Genomic DNA, 17695 nt, shown 5'->3' on the forward strand with positions numbered 1-17695 from the left:
GTACTTGGCAGCTTCGGGGTCGGCGGACTTCACGCGCGCCGTGAGCTGCTTGACGAGCGGGATCGCCAGGTTGCCGCCCAGCGCGGCGTCGCGCGCGAGCGCCGGGGCGTCGAGCTGATCCGCCGCGCAGGCCGCGACGATCGCGGCCACGGCCGAGTGCGGAATTACGCCATGCGCCGCCGAGGCGCGCGCGAGCGCCGCTTCGACGTCCAGCATGCGTTGCAGCGTGGCATCGGGAGACCAGACCGCGTTCATCGGTTCGGTCCCGCAGATCAGGCTCGTGAGGCGTTCAATCATGGAGTGTGGCGCGCGGAAAAAAGCAGGCGTTCAGATACAGCCGGAACGAAGCGGGCGCGGCAACCGTCGACGAATGCCGAGGGTTGCCGCGCCACTCACGTGCGAACGATGCGCACGTCTACAGACAGTTTACGCTGCGCGACGGTTTTGCGTCGCGTCGATCAGCGGCACGCCGGCGAGCTTCTGCAGCGCGTCGAAATCGATGTCCGAATAGATCTCGCGTACCGCGAGGCCTTCGGGCGTGACATCGAACGCGGCGAGGTCGGTATAGATGCGGCCCACGCAGCCCACGCCCGTGACCGGGTACGAGCATTCGCTCACGAGCTTGCTTTCGCCCTGCTTGGTGAGCAGTTCCATCATCACGAATACCTGCTTGGCGCCGAGTGCGAGGTCCATCGCGCCGCCCACGGCCGGAATCGCGTCGGGCGCGCCGGTGTGCCAGTTCGCGAGGTCGCCGTTCACCGACACCTGGAACGCGCCGAGCACGCAGTAGTCGAGGTGTCCGCCGCGCATCATCGCGAACGAGTCGGCGTGGTGGAAAAACGCGCCGCCGGTGAGCAGCGTGACGTGCTGCTTGCCCGCGTTGATGAGTTCGTCGTCTTCCTCGCCGGGCGCGGGCGCCGGGCCCATGCCAAGCAGGCCGTTCTCGCTGTGCAGGAAAATTTCCTTGCTCGGATCGAGGTGGTTGGCCACCAGCGTCGGAACGCCGATGCCGAGATTCACATACGCGCCTTCGGGAATGTCCGCGGCCACGCGCTTGGCCATTTCGTCGCGATTCAGTCGTTTCATTGCCTCTCTCCGTTCCTTCAGGCTGCCTGGCCGCTTTGGTCGGCGTGCGCTTGATGCGCCGCTTGCGGCACTGCCACGACGCGTTGCACGAAAATGCCGGGCGTCACGATGTTTTCCGGATCGAGCTGACCGAGTTCGACGACCTCCGAAACCTGCGCGACAGCGACCTTCGCCGCGCTTGCCATGATCGGGCCGAAGTTGCGCGCCGTCTTGCGATAGACGAGGTTGCCCCAGCGATCGCCCTTGTACGCCTTGATGAGCGCGAAGTCGGCGTGCAGCGGCGCTTCGAGCACATAGTGACGGCCGTCGATCAGGCGCGTTTCCTTGCCTTCGGCCAGCTTCGTGCCGTAGCCCGTGGGCGTGAAGAAGCCGCCAATGCCGGCGCCGGCGGCGCGGATGCGCTCGGCCAGATTGCCTTGCGGCACGAGTTCGAGTTCGATTTCACCGGCGCGATAGAGCGCGTCGAACACATACGAGTCGGTCTGGCGCGGGAACGAGCAGATGATCTTGCGCACACGCTTCGCCTTGAGCAGCGCGGCCAGGCCGATGTCGCCGTTGCCTGCGTTGTTGTTGACGATGGTGAGGTCGCGCGCGCCCTGCTCGATGAGCGCGTCGATCAGTTCGGCGGGCATACCGGCCGTGCCGAAGCCGCCGATCATCACCGTGGCGCCGTCATGCACATCGGCCACGGCGGCTTGAAGCGAGTCGAAAATCTTGTTGATCATGCCTGTTCCTGAAAGCGATGCGCATCGCGGAAGGTCCACGTCACTCGATCGCGAAAAAGTTCTATATACGAACACTGATTCGTTTAGCGAACGTCCAGCGCATTATCGGAGTGGATTCAAGCGCTTGTCAAGGCGGGTCTACCCACACAGGCAATCTACTTCATGTCGACGCCGATGCGCGCCCGACCGCACGCACTGCCCGCCCTTCAGGCCACGCGCGCCCGTGGGCACATACCCCAGTATCCGGAATTGCGATTCATCGTCTAGTCTTTATCCGATTTCGACATAGTCAGCGCCGCCGCCTTCGCCTTCATGCACGACCTCGATCTGAATCTCATCCCCTATCTCGTAGCCATGGAGGAGACGCGCAACGTGAGCCGCGCGGCCGAGCGGCTCGGCGTGAGCCAGCCGCGCGTGAGCACGGCGCTCGGCAAGCTGCGCGAGTTCTTCGGCGATCCGCTCTTCGTGCGCACCTCGCGCGGCATGGAGCCCACACCGCGCGCGCTCGCCCTCATTCCCGCCGCGCGCGACGCGTTGGTGCACATCGAGAAAGGCATGCTGCAGGCGCAGGACTTCGATCCCGTCACGAGCACGCACACGTTCTCCATTGCGCTCTCCGACGTCGGCGAGATCGTGTTTCTGCCGCGCCTCCTGCAGGTATTCTCCGAGCGCGCGCCCAACGCGAACCTGCGTTCGGTGTCGCTGCCGCCTAACCAGGTCGAGCGCGGTCTCGAATCGGGCGACATCGATCTCGCGGTCGGCTATTTCCCCGACCTCGGCGGCAACAACTTCTTTCAGCAGCGCCTCTTCACGCACCGCTTCATCTGCATGATGCGCAGCGGGCATCCGCTCGCGGGCAAGGCCATGACGATCGAGCAGTTTCTCGCGATGGGCCATGCCGTCGTGCGCGCCGAGGGACGCAGCCAGGAAGTGCTGGAGCAGTATCTGGAGAAAAGGCGCATGCGCCGACGCGCCGTGCTCGAAACGCCTCACTTCATGAGCCTGCCGTTCATTCTCACGCGCTCCGATCTCATCGCCACCGTGCCGCATGCAATCGGCTTCGCCTACGTGTCCGAGCATGCATCGATCACGCTCGTCGAGCCGCCGCTGCAGTTGCCGCGTTTCGATCTCAAGCAGCACTGGCATCGCAAGTATCACAATGCGCCGCGTGGCGAATGGCTGCGCAGCATCGTGGCGGAACTGTTCAACGACGCCATGGACGAATGGCCCAAATGACCCCTCGCGCCAAGCACGGCAAAACATGAAACAATGGGCGCTCGTGGTGCACGCCAAAGCGGCGTACTCCCACATGACAGGAGCCCATGCATGAGCGAAGAAAAAAAGGCCGGGAAATCGAAGCAACCCGCGAAGCAAAGCGCGACCCAAGGTGCGAAGCAACGCAAGAACACAGCGAGCACGAGCGTCGCGCGTCCGTCACGCGCCGAAGCCGAGGACGCCGTGCGCGTGCTGTTGCGCTGGGCCGGGGACGACCCCGCTCGCGAAGGGCTGCTCGATACGCCGGGCCGCGTCGTGCGCGCCTATGAGGAATTCTTCGCGGGCTATGCGGTCGATCCGCGCGAAATCCTGTCGCGCACCTTCTCGGAGGTGGATGGCTACGACGAAATGATCGTGTTGAAGGACATCCGCTTCGAGAGCTACTGCGAGCATCATATGGTGCCGATCATCGGACGCGCACATGTGGCGTATTTGCCCGAGCATCGCGTGGTGGGCATCTCGAAGCTCGCGCGTCTCGTCGACGCATTCGCGAAGCGCCTGCAGATCCAGGAGAAGATGACCGCGCAGATTGCCGACACGCTCAATGAAATCCTGCAGCCCAAGGGGGTGGGCGTGATACTCGAAGCGGCGCATCAATGCATGTCCACGCGCGGGGTGCACAAGGCGGGTGTGGCGATGGTGACCTCGCGCATGCTCGGCACGTTCCGCACCGATCCTTCCACGCGCCGCGAGTTTCTCGCGATCGTCGGCAATCCGAGCGCAATGAGCGTCTCGAATACCTGATCGCAACGCACAGATAAAGAACGGGACCGCGTGTCCCGTTCCCCTCGTTACTTGAGCGGACCTTCGTCGCCTCGCTCGATCTCGCGAATCTTGCCCTGGCGCACGCTGCTGCCCGGCGGCACGCTATGCGTGAGCCACACGTTCCCGCCAATTACCGAGCCGCGCCCGATCGTCACGCGGCCGAGAATCGTCGCGCCGGCGTAGATCACCACGTCGTCCTCGACGATCGGATGGCGCGCATTGCCCTTCACGAGCGTACCGTCGAGGTCGGCCGCGAAACTCTTCGCACCGAGCGTCACGGCCTGATACACGCGCACGCGCTCGCCGATGATCGCCGTCTCGCCGATGACGACGCCCGTGCCGTGGTCAATGAAGAAGCTCGAACCGATCTGTGCGCCCGGGTGAATGTCGATGCCCGTTGCCGAATGCGCGATCTCGTTGATGAAGCGCGCGAGCAGCGGTACGCCGAGGCGGTGCAGCGCATGCGCGAGCCGATGATGCGTCATGGCCCACACGCCCGGATAGCACAGCAGGATCTCGGTGATGTGCTGCGCGGCCGGGTCGCCCGTGAACGCCGCCTGAATGTCGCTCACGAGCAGCGCGCGAATATCGGGCAGTTGCCGGCCGAACTCGCGCGCCACGTCGAATGCACGCGCTCGCAGTTCGTCGTCGCTCGCCTGCGAGCTTTCCGGCAGGAAGCGCAGCGCGCGGCGGATCTGCTCGGCAAGCAGCCGCAACGTGCTGTCGAGTGTATGGCCGACGTAGTAATCGATGCTCTCGTCGGTCAGATCGGGCGCGCCGTAATGCGTGGGAAAGAGCGCGGCGCGCAGGCCCGCCACGATGTTGACGACCGCATCGCGTGACGGCAGTTCGCGGATGCCGAGCGGATGGCGCGTGCGGTGCCGCTCTTCACGCGACGCACGCAGATCGGCGACGATCTGTTCGAGACCCCAGTCGGGGGAAGCAGCTTTGGACATGGTGATGCGGCAGCAGACGCAGAGTCTGCGCAGGAGTGAGTGTATCGACCCCAGAGATTACCGCGTTTTGCCGGAGTTCGCCGAAGCGCCCTCGGCGCCGATCCACGCACGCGAGGCGCGCGCCTTCACAGCGTGACCGTGCTCGCGTCGATCCAGCGCACGGCCCAGTCGCGCGCATGAGCGATGGCGGCCCCTTCATCGGAAAAGCGCAATTCGGCAGGGAAAAATCGGTTGGCAACGAGTTCGCCGTCGCTCGAGCGCGAAATCACCACATACGGCTGATACGTGCCGTCACCGGCACGCGCCGGTGCGCAATTCAGCAAATAGCCACGATGCGTAAATGCAGCGTCGAAGTGCATGTGTGTCACCCGCCCCTGACTGCCTCGTCCATTTTATTTGGCGCGTGCATTCAGGATCGTGCGGCAAAGCCACAGCATGGGCCCTCGCCCGGCCCATTAATCGAAAGCGCGCCAACTCGTTGAAAGAGGATCATACTCCTGGGAAAAAGCCCAAACCAACGAAAAAAATGCAACATCGCTGGAGGCGTTCTCCTGGCGAACCGGCTTGCTTTTCACCCCGATTCAAGGGCGCGGCGCTGCAGCGGAACGGCGCTTGCGGAATGGCCTGCTGAACGCAGGCACCCAGATCTTCCAAGGAGGAAGCATCATGAATCGTCCCGACGACATGCAGAAACCGAATGCGGGAGATGTGAGCGCGTCGCCGTCGCGGCCGCGCAGCGCCGAACTCCATAACGACCGCACACACGACAGTTCGGTCGACACGGACGGCAAGAACCGCGAGGCGGCACGCTTGGCGGGCGAAGGCTGCATCGGCCCTGACGAAGTGACGACCAGCAATGCGACGCTCGTCAACAGCGTGGCCGAAGCGGATGACGGGCTGGCGGGTTTCGACAGCCGCAAGGGCGTGCACCGGCTGCCTATCGCGCTGGAGTCCGGCTACGAGGTCGTCGACCTCGGCATGAGCGCACCCGAAGAGCCCGAAGACGCCGAGTGGCAGCGCAACGCCGCGCGCGAAGAGGGCGTGCGCCGCAGCCCTGGACGGCTGCACTTCGCGCTGAACCACCTGCGGCCAACCCGCGTGATCGAGTTGCAGCGCAAGCCCTGAACAACGGTTCGCCGCTCACCATGCGGCGAATCGTTTGCGATTATCCAGGCGAAATCGCAGCAATGGCGGATACAGACAGTATCCAGTCGAGTGCAGTTAAAACTCGCAATGAAAAGCCTGAAAAATAATGAAAGCCGATAAATCGCCGGCATTATCCCGGCGAGCTGCGCGCTTTTGCCTTCGAAATGGCGTCCGGCTTTATTTCGGCTCCGCAATGCACTTTTTTCGTGCAGGCCCGCGCTTGTTCAGGAGACGCAGAATTCTCTCCGATGTCACCGAAATCTGACAGAAATGACCCCGGCAAAGCGGGAGGATTGCAGACGAGGTGGGATCGGATAGGAATTTAGTGATAAATTCTTACATCATAAGAAGCGAGGAGCGAGTGTCTGAGGGCTTGCCCCGCGATCTCGCCCAGCGCTGATGGAGAGTGTTGAACGTGCCTCTACATTTTATTGAGCAGATGTCGCCCGTGCTCGACGCGCCCGAAGAGGCAGCGTGGTTCGACGCGGTGGCGAAGCTCGCCAGCTCGTGGGGATTCAGCCAGCTCATGCTGGCTATCTTGCCGCGCCCGGGCATGAGGCTCGAGGATGCGTTCATCCGCACGAACTACTCGGCCGCCTGGCGGCAGACGTACAACGACCACGGGATGGCCTACTTCGACCCGACCGTGTCGCACTGCACAACGCGCTCGGCGCCGCTCATCTGGTCGCCGGAGCTGTTCGCGACCGAGCAGCAACAATCGATGTACGAGGAGGCCCGCTCGTACGGGCTGCGCGCAGGCATCACCCTGCCGATCCATGGCCCGCGCCAGGAAATCGGCATGCTCTGCTTCGTCAACGACGCGAATCCCACGGACAAATTCTGGGACGACGTGAACCGCGCCTTGCCGAATCTCGTCCTGCTGCGCGACCTCGTGCTGGACACGAGCCAGCGGCATCTGAACGACCATGTCCAGTCGCTGATTCCCAAGCTCACGCCACGGGAAAAGGAATGCCTCAAGTGGACTGCGCTAGGCAAGTCCACTTGGGAAATTTCTCACATCCTGAATTGCTCTGAGGCCGTCGTGAACTTCCACATGAAGAACATTCGCGGGAAGTTCGGCGTGAACTCACGGCGAGCGGCAGCCGTGATTGCAACCCAGATGGGTCTTATTGACCCGGGCTAAGCACCATCGGTGCTTCGCCGCGCAGCACGCGCTCGGCACGGCCAAGGTCGCCGTCCGAAATCGTCTTGTTGAAATACAGCCCGAGCAGGATCGACACCGGCGGCGGAATCTCCGCGCCCGACTCGAACCGGCTGCCGCGCGACTGCGTCACGCCGAAGCGCGCCCAGAAGCGGCGCTGGCTCTCTTTCTTCTTCTTCCGATACGCAATGATCAGGACGCGGTCGACGACCGAGGACAGATCCCCCGGGGACGACATGGTATTCGCACCCGAGTGCCATTGATTGCCCATAAGTTCCATGATGACTCTCGCTGTCAGATATGCCTGATGAGTGACTGCCGCGGAAGTGATTCTCCTTAAGAGGCCCTATCTGCGCACCTACCTATCTAGATAGGTGTTTTTTTATATTCATAACGCATAGCTTTCGAACCGTACTGCCGCGCCTCCACACAAATCGGGAGAGTTGTCATGCAAGCTGCGATACGGATCGGACTGAGACAGGACTTCGACAACGAGGACATCAACGAGATGTACCGGCTGCGCGCGCGCGTGTTCCGCGACCGCCTCGGCTGGGACATTCCCACCATCGCGGGGATGGAAATCGACGGCTACGACGCGCTCGGGCCTCATTACATGCTGATCCAGGACGGCGCGGGCCACGTGCGCGGCTGCTGGCGCCTGATGCCCACCGAAGGCCCCAACATGCTGCGCGACACGTTCCCGCAACTGCTGCAGGGCAAAGCTGCGCCTACGTCGCGCAACATCTGGGAACTGAGCCGCTTCGCCATCGAATCCGGCAACGACCAGGCGTTCGGCTTCGCCGATGTGACCATGAGCGCAATGCGCGCGGTCGTCTCGTTCGCCGACCGGGCGGGCATCAACAGCTATGTGACGGTGACCACGACGCCGATGGAGCGCCTGCTGCGCCGCACGGGCATCGAGCTGACGCGGCTTGGCGCGCCGATGCGCATCGGCGTGGAGAACGCCGTCGCGCTCGAAATCGCGATGAGCGAGCAAACGCACCACGCGCTATTCGGGGCAATGGCCCACGCCGCCTGAGGGCGACGCCGCGCAGGGACAAATACGCGCTGGCTGGGCGCCGCGGCCTTTCTCGCTCAGCCAGGTATACTGTTGTTTTTGTCAGACAAATATTACCGAAACCTGCGCCGACGGCCTACACCCGAACGCTGCGCGCCCTAATCGGCCTTGACCTCGTCGGCGCGCGCCTCCGCGCTTTTCTGCGCCGCCGACGCGCTGCGGCTGAAGCGGATGTGGGAAATCCGACCCACGCACAGGGCCGCCGCGAGCGCCGCGCAGCCCGTCAGGCCGATCCCCAGATGGATCGCATCTACCAGTACGTGGCGCACCGCATCGATCAGCGCCGCGCCGTCGAGCCCCGCCGCCTTCATCTGCGCGACGAGACCCTCGCGCAGCGACGGGTCGATCAGCACGCGTGGATCGGCGAGCTGGGGTTGCCAGCGCTGCTGCAGCGGCGCGCCGATCACCGCCAGCGCGTCCCCCACCCCGGCCGCATAGCGATGGTTGACGATGGTCGCGACGACGCTGGTGCCGAGCATGCCGCCCACCATGCGCGTGGATTGCAACAAGGCAGTCGTGATGCCGAAACGCTCCCGCCCGGCGATCTCCTGGCCGAAGATATTCAGGTTGTTCAGGATGAAGCCGAGCCCGATGCCCACCGCCGACATCGCCAGTTCGAGCCAGAGGTGCGCCGTGTGGCGGGACGCGAAGGCAAGACCGGCGGAAGCCGCGACCAGCAGGCTGAAGCCGACCGTGAGAATGGTCGTGGGCTTGCGCAGCCGGTCACGATGCGCATGTTGATCAGGCTGCCTAGCGCGATACAGGCGGCGATCGGCGTGGCGAGCAGGCCCGCCTCCTGGGGCGACAGCCCGAAGCCGCCCTGTAGCAGGAGCGGCGCGAAAAAGATCAGCGAGAACATCACGAAGCCCGAAAGCGTCGAGAGCGTAAACAGGGTGACGAGCTGCGGGTCGCGAAAAAGGTCGAGCGGGATGATCGGGTGCGTCGCGCGGCGCTCGCAGGCCAGCAGCGCCGCCGCGCCGGCGAGGACCGCCAGCGCGAGCGCGCCGTTGCCGGGCGTCAGGCCGCTTTTGGGCACCGCCTCGATCAGGGTCTGGAAACCGCCCAGCACCAGCGCGACGAGCGCGGCGCCCGTCCAGTCGATGCGCACCTCGCCGGTACGCGCCGGCTGATAGCGCGGCAGATGCGCCCAGATGAAATAGAGCGCAAGCGCGCCGACCGGCAGATTGACGAGGAAGGTCGAGCGCCAGCCAAAGTGCTCGCTGAGCCAGCCGCCCAGTGAAGGCCCCGCTGCCGTGCCGATGCCGTAGGCGGCCGCCATCACGACCTGCCAGCGTACCCGGGCGCGCGGGTCGGGAAAGAGATCGGGAATCGAGGCGAACGCCGTGCCCACCATCATCCCGCCTCCAACGCCCTGCAGCGCACGCGCCGCCGCCAGAAAACGCATGTCGGTCGCGAGCCCGCACAGTACGGAGGCCACCGTAAATACGATCACCGCGGCAATCACGAAGCGCTTGCGGCCAAAGTAGTCGCCGAGCCGGCCGAACACGGGCACCGTCACGACCGAGGCCAGCAGGTAGGCGCTCGCGATCCACGCGTAGAACTCGAAACCGTGCAGTTCGGCGACGATCGAGGGCAAAGCGGTGCTGACGACGGTTTGATCGAGTGCGACGAGCATGTTGACGAGGCCTATGCCGAGCATGGCCAGCAGCGCGTCGCGAAACGGCAGGTTAGCGGAGGAAGGTTTCACGGGAGGGGAAGAGACTGCGCGGAGCGAAAAAGAGGCAACAATAGCGGGATGCCGGTGCGCGTGCAACATAACGGCATAGCAACGAAAACCTGGCGGCGCTGCGGTATTCCGACGCAAGGCACTTGATCTTCCTTCCAGTAGCTTCCACATTTCATACAGTCCGACTGCGTTTTTACTTGCGATCCATTAAGCTTCTCGCCAGTTACGACACAACACGCCGCGCCCGCCTCCTCGCAGCTTCGCCCGAGGCCGCGCGATTCTCGATCCCACTCAAAGAGGAGGTCTTATGTACAAACGCATCCTTGTCGCCGTCGACGGCAGCGCCACGTCGCGCCGCGCCTTCGAAGCCGCGCTCGACCTGGCGAAGGCGATGGGCGCGACCCTGCAGCCCTACTACGTGATCGAGAACACGCCGATGTATTTCGACGCGCCCGGCTACGACCCGTCGATCCTGCGCAACCAGATGATTGCGCAGGGCAACGAACTCGCGGAAGAAATGGACAAGGCGATGGGCGAGCTTGGCGTGCAAGGCGCCATGGTCACGGGCGAAGCGTCCTCGCTCGACGACGTGCCGACGCTCGTGCTCAGCGCCGCGAAGACCGCGGGCGCCGACCTGATCGTGATGGGCACGCACGGCCGCCGGGGCTTCCAACGCCTCATCCTCGGCAGCGTTGCCGAACGCTGCGTGCGGCAATCCACGCTGCCTGTCCTGCTCATCCCCTCGGCCGCCGGAAATGCCGGCGAGTAGTCGCGTCGAGCGCACGCGGTTTTGCGTGTTATCGAAAAGTCGCTTGCGCGCCGTCAGACGCCGCGCGAGCGGCTTCTGACAAGCCTCAAAACGATTCATCTTAAATGCGCGTCGCTTTGCCACTAATCTGAGATTCGACCCCGGTAGACAATGCCTGGACAGAAATCAAAGGAGCATTGTCCACGATGAACCATACCGTCGCTTCTCAAACCACCGTGCGCCGCAGCAATCGCGCGCCGCTAACGGCGCCGCGCACGTCAACGCGCTGTTCGGTTTGCGCCATGCGGCACCTGTGCATGCCCCAGGGCCTCACGCTCGACGACCTGCCAAAGCTCGAAGCCTTGATCTGCTCCGCGCGCAGCGTGCGGCGCGGCGAAGCCCTGTATCGCGCCGGCGACGCATTCGACACCCTCTATGTCGCGCGCTCCGGCTCGCTCAAAACGGTCATGGCACACCGCGACGGCCGCGAGCAGGTCACCGGCCTGCGTCTGGCCGGCGACCCGCTCGGCCTCGACGGCATCAGCACCGGCTTCCACACCTGCAGCGCCGTGGCGCTCGAAGACAGCTCGGTCTGCCTCATCCCCTACTCGGCCCTCAAGCATTTGTGCCGCGAAACCGGCGCCATGCAAGACCGGCTGCACCGCCTCATGAGCGAGCAGCTCATTCGTGAATCGTCGCAAATGATGGTGCTCGGCTCGCTCTCCGCCGACGAACGCGTCGCCGCGTTCCTGCTGGACGTTTCCGAACGCAACGGCCAGCGCGGCTATTCGCATGCGGAGTTCAACCTGCGCATGACCCGCGAGGACATGGGAAGCTATCTCGGCATGACGCTCGAAACCGTGAGCCGCACCCTGTCGAGATTTCAAAAGCGCGGCCTGATCGACGCACAGGGCAAGCTGATCCGTATCATCGATATCGAAGGTCTGCGGCATCTGTAATTCGCGGCAAACCCCGGGCCGCTGGCCAGCCCGGGGCGCCCGCGCCGCCCCTCGTTGGCGCGGCAACGCCGTTGGCACAACTCCTGCGCAGGGTTAAAGTTTCGTACTACGCCCACGCAAGGAGAATCGCCGAAATGCATCTCCCGCAATCCCCCACGCTCGCAGCCCGTCTCGAAGCGGCGCGCAGCGCCAGCGACGCGCTCTTCAACGTCGTCAAGCCCGAGTTTCTATACGAGCGGCCCATTCGGGAGCGGCACCGTATCGTCTTCTATGTCGGCCATCTGGAAGCATTTGACCGTAACCTCTTCGACAAGCGCCTGTTCGACCTGCCCTCCGTCGATGCGCGCCTCGACCAGCTGTTCGCGTTCGGCATCGATCCTGTCGATGGCGGCCTGCCGACCGACGTGCGCGCCGATTGGCCCGACCTCGCCGAAGTCCTGGCCTACGGACGCGATGCACGCAACCGCATCGACGCGCAGCTCTCGACGCTCGACCTGCCGCCCGATGCCTCGAATCACGACACGCCAGGCCAGTTGCTGAACGTCGCAATCGAACATCGACTCATGCACGTCGAAACGCTCGCCTACATGCTCCACCAGCTGCCGTTCGAGCAAAAGCGGGCGCCCGCCGCTACGGGCGCGCGCACCGACCCGCTCCGTACGGTCAAGGCCGGAACAGTGCAGGTGCCCGCGGGCCGCACCGAACTCGGCATGACCGCCGAGCGCGGCCTGTTCGGCTGGGACAACGAGTTCGGCGAGCAGCAGGTCGACGTGCCGGCCTTCGAGATCGACCGCTACATGGTGACGAACGGCGCATTTCTCGAATTCATCGACGACGGCGGCTACGACACGCGCGAACTCTGGAACGACAAAGACTGGGCCTGGAAGGAAAGCGCACGCGTGGCGCACCCCGTGTTCTGGTCGCGCGGCGCCGAAGGCTGGACGCTGCGCACGATGTTCGAAGACATCGCATTGCCGCTTGCCTGGCCCGTGTATGTGAGCCACGCCGAAGCCAGCGCCTTTGCGCGCTGGCGCGGCATGGCGCTGCCGAGCGAGGCACAGTGGCAGCGCGCGGCGCACGGCGCGCTGCCCGGTCGCAGCGACAACTTCGATTTCCGCGACTGGGACCCGGTGGCCGTCGACACCACGCCGGACAGCGCCAGCACGTGGGGCGTGGAAGGCCTGTACGGCAATGGCTGGGAATGGACCTCCACGCTCTTCGGTCCGCTGCCGGGCTTCAAGGCGTTCCCGTTCTATGAAGGGTATTCGGCAAACTTCTTCGACGGTCAGCACTACACAATGAAAGGCGGCTCGCCGCGCACGGCCCAGTGCATGTTGCGGCCGACGTTCCGCAACTGGTTTCAGCCGCGTTATCAGTATGTTTATGCGGGTTTTCGTTGCGTGCGCAACTGATTCGCCAATCGAACACGCGGCAGAACGCGATCGGCAAGCTACCGGACGCAGTCAACGAAGCGGCGAGTCGACAGTTGGAATCCAGATCGTGGAAGTGGCTTCGTAAAATTGCTCCGGCCCGCCCTTCGGCGGCCAGATGCCGTCGGCATACGATTTTGCGCGAATCGCGATGCGCTCATCGAGGCTGTTCCAGGGCCAGATATGCGTGATGCGCGGCGCGCCATCGAGCGCGTACATGTTGAGCGTCAGCGGCGACCGTTTTGAGCGCTCGGGCATCGCCGCCTCCCAAGCCTCGATGGTCGGCGTCAGTCCGCCTGGCTTGAGCCAATAGGTGCGGAACTCGTAGTACTTGCCGAAGACTCCCGGCTCAACGGCCGGGAGAAACGGAAAACCGGCGTAGCTCTCGCTCTCGAATGTACAGGCACTGCTGGCGGCCCCGAACGGATCGGGATGGTGCAACTCGCGGTGGCGTTCGCGCGCCAGTTCTTCCGCATCGGCGAAGCCGCGCAGAACGCGCACGCTTCCGAGCCGGCCGTTTTCCGAGGTCCAGATCCCGAGCCTGCGCCCCATGGCAACCGGACGATCGAGCCACGTCTGCGCATTCGCGATCACCTGGGGGAGCTTCAGAATGTGGGACGACAGCGTAGTTAGTTCGTAATGCATAGCGAATCTCCTGAGTCCATGAACGCCCCTTCGGACGTCCTTGACGAACGAGATTAGACTCGTCCCATCCGGAAGAGAATTCCCTCTTTTCTCACACACTCTGTCGGGAAATCGCCATGTTCGACTGGCAGGATCTACGCTATTTTGTCGTGCTCGCGCGCGTGGGGACGCTTTCCGGTGCCGCAGGCGCGCTGTCGGTCGAACACGCGACCATCGGCCGGCGTGTCGCGTCGCTGGAAGCGGCACTCGGGTTGAAGCTCGTTTATCGGTTGCCTCGCAGCGTTCGCCTGACCGAGGACGGCAAGGCCATCGCCGCACTGGCCGCGCCGATGGCCGAAGGCGCGCTGGCGATCGAGGCCTATGCATTGCGTGCTTCCGCCTCGTTGTCCGGGACGATACGCATCAGCGTGCCGCCTACTCTCGGCAGCCATTGCATCGCACTGCACTTACGCGGGTTCCGCGAAGCCAACCCAACGGTGAAGATCGTCATGGAAGGCGCCGCCGGCATCGCGCCACTGGATCGCGGTGTCGCCGACATTGCCATCCGGATGGTCGAGCCCAGGGAGGCCAGTCTGGTCACGCGGCGGATCGGGGCGATCCGCTTCGGCTTGTATGCCAGCCATGATTACGCCACGCGCTCCGCGGCACAATGGGAGTTCATCGCCAATGACGCATCACTGGACCATGTGAGTCATCAACGCTGGCTGCGCGCCTATCTCGAAGGGCGGCCCATCGTATTCGAAACAGGCGACGTGATCGGCCAGCAGGCGGCGGCTCGAAACGGTGTCGGCGTCGCGCTCCTGCCGACGATGATCGGCGATGGCGACACGGCACTGGTCAGGGTCGGCGGAAAAGCAGCGCCGCCGGAAACACCGCTTTGGCTCGTGACCTATCCCGACCTCCGTCGCGCGCCGGCCGTCAAGGCCGTCATGGCGTTTCTGGTGGAATGTGTTAGCCGCGAACCGCATTTTGCAGATTCCTGAACCTCCTGCCGAATCGACGTCACTGACCTTCCCTTCTGTCGTAGGCATTCTGAGCCTGCTCGATTTCGTCCAGATGCTTGATCGACCAATCATATACGGCGCCGAACGGAACTTGCAGCGTGCGCCCCAATTCGGTAATCGAATATTCGACCGCCACCGGCGAAGCATTGATCACTTCGCGCGCAATCAGACCATTGCGCTCGAGGCGCCTCAGGGCCTGCGTGAGCGCCTTGTGTGTGATGCCTTCCAGGCGCCGCTTGATTTCATTGAACCGTGTCGGCTTCTCCGTGAGCAGCGTAAGAATCATCACCGACCACTTGTTGGCCACCTGATCGAAAAACGAACGCGCGGCACAGTCCGCAAAGAATACGGCGTCAACCTCGCAAGCCATACAGATATCCTCCTGTATATCTACGCACTTCGTGGTGCGTTGACCGTAGATCTCCAACGTATACCATGACTATCACGCAAATTGCTTCGGGCCCTGAGTCTGAATGGCTTCGCTCGATCACCACGGAGAATACAGAATGGAAGCAGCTCCGGGCAGTTCAACATTACTCGACGTAGCCGATTTCGCCACTCCAACGGACGTATCCATAGCACGACTTTCTGTATCAGATCGCGGCACTGGGAAGAACGTGATGTTCTTGCACGGCTGGACCTGCGATTCGCAGGATTGGAGTGCGCAATTACCCGTCTTCGCGAGCAGGTATCACGTCGTCGCCGTCGACCTGCGCGGACACGGCGCGTCCGAGGTCCCGCCGTCCGGCGCGTATTCGCCGAAGGACTATGTAGCCGACATCGAGGCGCTGATTGCGACGCGCTACCCGAACGAGAGCTTCATCGTCGTGGGACATTCGATGGGCGGCCAGATCGCAGCCCGTCTCGCGGCACGCCGGCCCGATCTGGTCAGCGCCGTCGTCTCCGTCGACGGGGCTCTCGGATTTTCAAGCGAGGCCGCTGAGGTCTTCGAGAAAACTGCGCGTGAATTGAACACAGGCGATCCTCGCGCGGTCGTCGCCGCGTTGTTCGAGCACGTCTACGGGCCCGCGACCGATCCGGCTCACAAGCGTCGGCACGCGAGCCGGCTGCAAGCCATGCCGCTGCACGTCATACGGGAATCCTTCGCCCCTTTGTTCTTTGGCGACGATCAGATAGGCATTGGTGACGCGAGCGCGCGATTCTGCGCGGGCTTGCAGGTCCCCTTCTATCACCTGTGTATCGACCCAGTCCAGGCCGACAGGATGCGGCCGTGGTTCTCGCACCCAAAATCGAAAGTGCAAGCATGGTCCAATGCGGGTCACTGGATCATGCAGGACCGCCCCGATGACGTGAACGCCGCCGTGGCTTCATGGATCGATTCGCTTTAGCCGGTCGCCATTGGTTTTCGCCAGGGGCACACCGCTTCGGCGTGATTCCGGTTATCGGGATGAGCGCCGTCGCGACACGACGGCGAGCAAGATCGGTTTACCTTGACCCGGGCACCCGCTGCCCCGGCAGGAAGCCGCCATCGAAGCCAGAAAGCGCAGGAAAGCCGGTCGATTTACTGGGCGCGGCAAGGCCGCCGGCATTGCTCTGCGTGGTTCGCAGGCCCGGGGCCAGAAACAGGAACTTCCACCCGTCGTAGGTCTGCGCCCCCTCGAAATCCTCGTACTGCCGCGGAAATCCGGCGCGCTTGACCGTGGCCTCGTCTGAGCGGCTGAACACCCCGTAGAAGCGATCGCCCTGCAGCATGGGCACCCAGTCGTTCTTGCCCGTGACCGGATCCGGATAGGCAAAGCGCAGATGATGCAAGGGCTTGGGAAATCGTCGGTCGTCGAGCAGTTCGTCGACCGATGCGGGATAAGCCCGGCCGACGCGGTAATACCTCAGAATCGCGAGCCGGTACTGGTTGCCGGCGAACAGCAGCTGCTTCTCCTGCTCGCGGCGGCGTTGCAGCGACCACACGTCGAGCGCCCCCGCCAAGGCAATCGACATCAGCATCAGCGCAATCAGGAGCGTCAGCAGCACCAGCCCGCCCTCACGCGCGGCACGCGGCCGCGAGCGTCGCCTCACGCGCGCTCTCGCGCGCGAGGCGACACGTGCCGTGCAGGCCGCGCGGATCATTTTGCGCTCCCCTCTGCGCGCGGTGGCGCTCCCTGAGGAGCACTTGCCGGCGCCACGTCGTAGACGCCCGGCTTGTTTTCGTCCGGCGAAGCGATTACCGCCCATTTTTCGTCGCCATTGACCGGATCGACAGGAACGGCGCGCAAGTAATGCTTCGCCACCAGTTCGTCGAGTGTCTCGGGATACTGGCCGTTGTCTCCGTAGTACTGATCGATCGCGTTGCGCATCACCGCGACGTTCTGCTGCCTGACCTGCTCCTTGCCGCGTTCGATGCTGTGCATGTAGCGCGGCACCGCAATTGTCAGAAGCAGGCCGATGATGGCCATCACGACGACGAGTTCGATCAGCGTGAAGCCACGGGCCTTGCGAGTGCGAGCGGGTTTCATGATGCATCGTCACCATTGTTTGTACGGGACGCCGTTAATGCCGACGCGATCGGATTTCGACGACACGTCGAACACATCCTTGCCAGCCTGTTCGCTGCTCATGCCCGGGTCGCCGCCCGCTGCCTGATCCGGCGGCTCTCCATAAGACCGCACGCTCCATGTATCCTCGGCAAGCGTGTCCGGGTCGCCGCTAAAGAAAGGATCGCGCGGCACGTGACGCAGGAACATCAGCAGCCCGCCTTTCGGATCCCTGGCGTTCTTCACACCCGTCACGAGCACGCTCAACGTCGGCGGATAGCCGGATGCTTCGGCGTCCTTGTCGATGAGACCGGTATCGCTCGCCTCCTTGTAGGCGTCGAGCGCGGTACGGATCTCGCGCAATGCGTCGCTTAGCTGCTGCTCCTTCTGACGCTGCACCATCAGCTCCGAAAACGGCATGATTGCTAGCGCGAGAATGCCGACGAGCGCGAGCGTGACGACCAGTTCGATCAGCGTAAATCCACGCTGCTCGAACTGGCGTGCGGCGCGCAGGCGCATCGTGGCCGTTCCGGTAGCCAC

20 protein-coding genes and 2 pseudogenes are annotated in these 17695 nt (G+C 63.7%); 10 read left to right on the forward strand and 12 right to left on the reverse strand.

Going from position 1 to position 17695, the window contains the following annotated elements:
• The 3 genes and pseudogenes from AB4Y43_RS30805 to AB4Y43_RS30815 all read right to left on the reverse strand — a co-directional run.
• Positions 1-297 (reverse strand): annotated as a pseudogene (locus AB4Y43_RS30805) (3-carboxy-cis,cis-muconate cycloisomerase); the annotation flags it as partial.
• 129 nt (positions 298-426) lie between these two features.
• Positions 427-1086 carry a 3-oxoacid CoA-transferase subunit B gene (locus AB4Y43_RS30810; RefSeq protein ID WP_042260188.1) on the reverse strand — a complete coding sequence of 220 codons (660 nt, stop codon included), beginning with the start codon at positions 1084-1086 and terminating at the stop codon, positions 427-429.
• 17 nt (positions 1087-1103) lie between these two features.
• The gene (locus AB4Y43_RS30815) at positions 1104-1811 is read right to left on the reverse strand and encodes a 3-oxoacid CoA-transferase subunit A (RefSeq protein WP_368603574.1); all 708 of its coding nucleotides are present in this window, start codon (positions 1809-1811) and stop codon (positions 1104-1106) included.
• 312 nt (positions 1812-2123) lie between these two features.
• Here AB4Y43_RS30815 and AB4Y43_RS30820 point away from each other — a divergent pair, with 312 nt between their 5' ends.
• Complete coding sequence (locus AB4Y43_RS30820) at positions 2124-3047, forward strand: LysR family transcriptional regulator (protein WP_368729516.1); 924 nt, start codon at positions 2124-2126, stop codon at positions 3045-3047.
• A gap of 90 nt (positions 3048-3137) precedes the next feature.
• Positions 3138-3830, forward strand: a complete 693-nt coding sequence (gene folE, locus AB4Y43_RS30825) for a GTP cyclohydrolase I FolE (RefSeq protein ID WP_368619037.1) — start codon at positions 3138-3140, stop codon at positions 3828-3830.
• Between the two features lie 47 nt (positions 3831-3877).
• Here folE and epsC read toward each other — a convergent pair whose 3' ends face one another.
• Both epsC and AB4Y43_RS30835 read right to left on the reverse strand, forming a co-directional pair.
• Positions 3878-4807 carry a serine O-acetyltransferase EpsC gene (epsC, locus tag AB4Y43_RS30830; RefSeq protein WP_254355650.1) on the reverse strand — a complete coding sequence of 310 codons (930 nt, stop codon included), beginning with the start codon at positions 4805-4807 and terminating at the stop codon, positions 3878-3880.
• Positions 4808-4932: 125 nt separating this feature from the next.
• Positions 4933-5166: a hypothetical protein gene (locus AB4Y43_RS30835; RefSeq protein ID WP_069267130.1), complete on the reverse strand. Its 234-nt coding sequence runs from the start codon at positions 5164-5166 to the stop codon at positions 4933-4935.
• Positions 5167-5491: 325 nt separating this feature from the next.
• Between AB4Y43_RS30835 and AB4Y43_RS30840 the strand changes: the two genes are divergently transcribed.
• Entirely contained in the window at positions 5492-5932 is a 441-nt protein-coding gene (locus tag AB4Y43_RS30840; protein ID WP_069267182.1) for a DUF3005 domain-containing protein, read from the forward strand.
• Positions 5933-6392: 460 nt separating this feature from the next.
• A complete protein-coding gene (locus AB4Y43_RS30845; protein ID WP_028206371.1) occupies positions 6393-7097 on the forward strand; it encodes a LuxR family transcriptional regulator in 705 nt (234 codons plus the stop codon).
• Here AB4Y43_RS30845 and AB4Y43_RS30850 read toward each other — a convergent pair.
• Positions 7081-7353, reverse strand: coding sequence for a helix-turn-helix transcriptional regulator (locus AB4Y43_RS30850; protein ID WP_233885339.1), 273 nt, complete (start codon positions 7351-7353; stop codon positions 7081-7083). The genes AB4Y43_RS30845 and AB4Y43_RS30850 overlap by 17 nt on opposite strands.
• A gap of 210 nt (positions 7354-7563) precedes the next feature.
• Here AB4Y43_RS30850 and AB4Y43_RS30855 point away from each other — a divergent pair, with 210 nt between their 5' ends.
• Entirely contained in the window at positions 7564-8154 is a 591-nt protein-coding gene (locus AB4Y43_RS30855; protein WP_069267131.1) for an acyl-homoserine-lactone synthase, read from the forward strand.
• A 137-nt stretch (positions 8155-8291) separates the two neighbouring features.
• Here AB4Y43_RS30855 and AB4Y43_RS30860 read toward each other — a convergent pair.
• Positions 8292-9853: pseudogene (locus tag AB4Y43_RS30860) on the reverse strand (MFS transporter).
• A gap of 334 nt (positions 9854-10187) precedes the next feature.
• Here AB4Y43_RS30860 and AB4Y43_RS30865 point away from each other — a divergent pair.
• From AB4Y43_RS30865 to AB4Y43_RS30875, 3 genes are all read left to right on the forward strand, one after another.
• Positions 10188-10649: a universal stress protein gene (locus tag AB4Y43_RS30865; RefSeq protein ID WP_069267133.1), complete on the forward strand. Its 462-nt coding sequence runs from the start codon at positions 10188-10190 to the stop codon at positions 10647-10649.
• Between the two features lie 185 nt (positions 10650-10834).
• Positions 10835-11587 (forward strand): helix-turn-helix domain-containing protein, encoded by a 753-nt coding sequence (locus AB4Y43_RS30870; protein WP_083245469.1) that lies wholly within the window; start codon positions 10835-10837, stop codon positions 11585-11587.
• Between the two features lie 134 nt (positions 11588-11721).
• Positions 11722-12999, forward strand: a complete 1278-nt coding sequence (locus tag AB4Y43_RS30875) for an SUMF1/EgtB/PvdO family nonheme iron enzyme (protein ID WP_368729517.1) — start codon at positions 11722-11724, stop codon at positions 12997-12999.
• A gap of 51 nt (positions 13000-13050) precedes the next feature.
• On the opposite strand, the gene AB4Y43_RS30880 is transcribed toward AB4Y43_RS30875, so the two are convergent.
• Positions 13051-13662 (reverse strand): NIPSNAP family protein, encoded by a 612-nt coding sequence (locus tag AB4Y43_RS30880; RefSeq protein WP_342946277.1) that lies wholly within the window; start codon positions 13660-13662, stop codon positions 13051-13053.
• 116 nt (positions 13663-13778) lie between these two features.
• Between AB4Y43_RS30880 and AB4Y43_RS30885 the strand changes: the two genes are divergently transcribed.
• Positions 13779-14645, forward strand: a complete 867-nt coding sequence (locus AB4Y43_RS30885) for a LysR family transcriptional regulator (RefSeq protein WP_368729518.1) — start codon at positions 13779-13781, stop codon at positions 14643-14645.
• Positions 14646-14664: 19 nt separating this feature from the next.
• On the opposite strand, the gene AB4Y43_RS30890 is transcribed toward AB4Y43_RS30885, so the two are convergent.
• A complete protein-coding gene (locus AB4Y43_RS30890) occupies positions 14665-15093 on the reverse strand; it encodes a winged helix-turn-helix transcriptional regulator (protein ID WP_368729519.1) in 429 nt (142 codons plus the stop codon).
• Between the two features lie 79 nt (positions 15094-15172).
• Between AB4Y43_RS30890 and AB4Y43_RS30895 the strand changes: the two genes are divergently transcribed.
• Complete coding sequence (locus AB4Y43_RS30895) at positions 15173-16015, forward strand: alpha/beta fold hydrolase (RefSeq protein WP_368729520.1); 843 nt, start codon at positions 15173-15175, stop codon at positions 16013-16015.
• A gap of 97 nt (positions 16016-16112) precedes the next feature.
• Here the strand turns inward: AB4Y43_RS30895 and AB4Y43_RS30900 are convergent, their stop codons facing one another.
• From AB4Y43_RS30900 to AB4Y43_RS30910, 3 genes are all read right to left on the reverse strand, one after another.
• Positions 16113-16628 carry a type II secretion system protein gene (locus AB4Y43_RS30900; protein WP_368619095.1) on the reverse strand — a complete coding sequence of 172 codons (516 nt, stop codon included), beginning with the start codon at positions 16626-16628 and terminating at the stop codon, positions 16113-16115.
• Between the two features lie 119 nt (positions 16629-16747).
• A complete protein-coding gene (locus AB4Y43_RS30905; protein ID WP_368603581.1) occupies positions 16748-17137 on the reverse strand; it encodes a type IV pilin protein in 390 nt (129 codons plus the stop codon).
• Positions 17138-17146: 9 nt separating this feature from the next.
• Positions 17147-17674 (reverse strand): type II secretion system protein, encoded by a 528-nt coding sequence (locus tag AB4Y43_RS30910; RefSeq protein WP_069267139.1) that lies wholly within the window; start codon positions 17672-17674, stop codon positions 17147-17149.
• Positions 17675-17695 lie beyond the last annotated feature (21 nt).

Source organism: Paraburkholderia sp. BR10872, assembly GCF_040965835.1.
Taxonomy (GTDB): domain Bacteria; phylum Pseudomonadota; class Gammaproteobacteria; order Burkholderiales; family Burkholderiaceae; genus Paraburkholderia; species Paraburkholderia nodosa_A.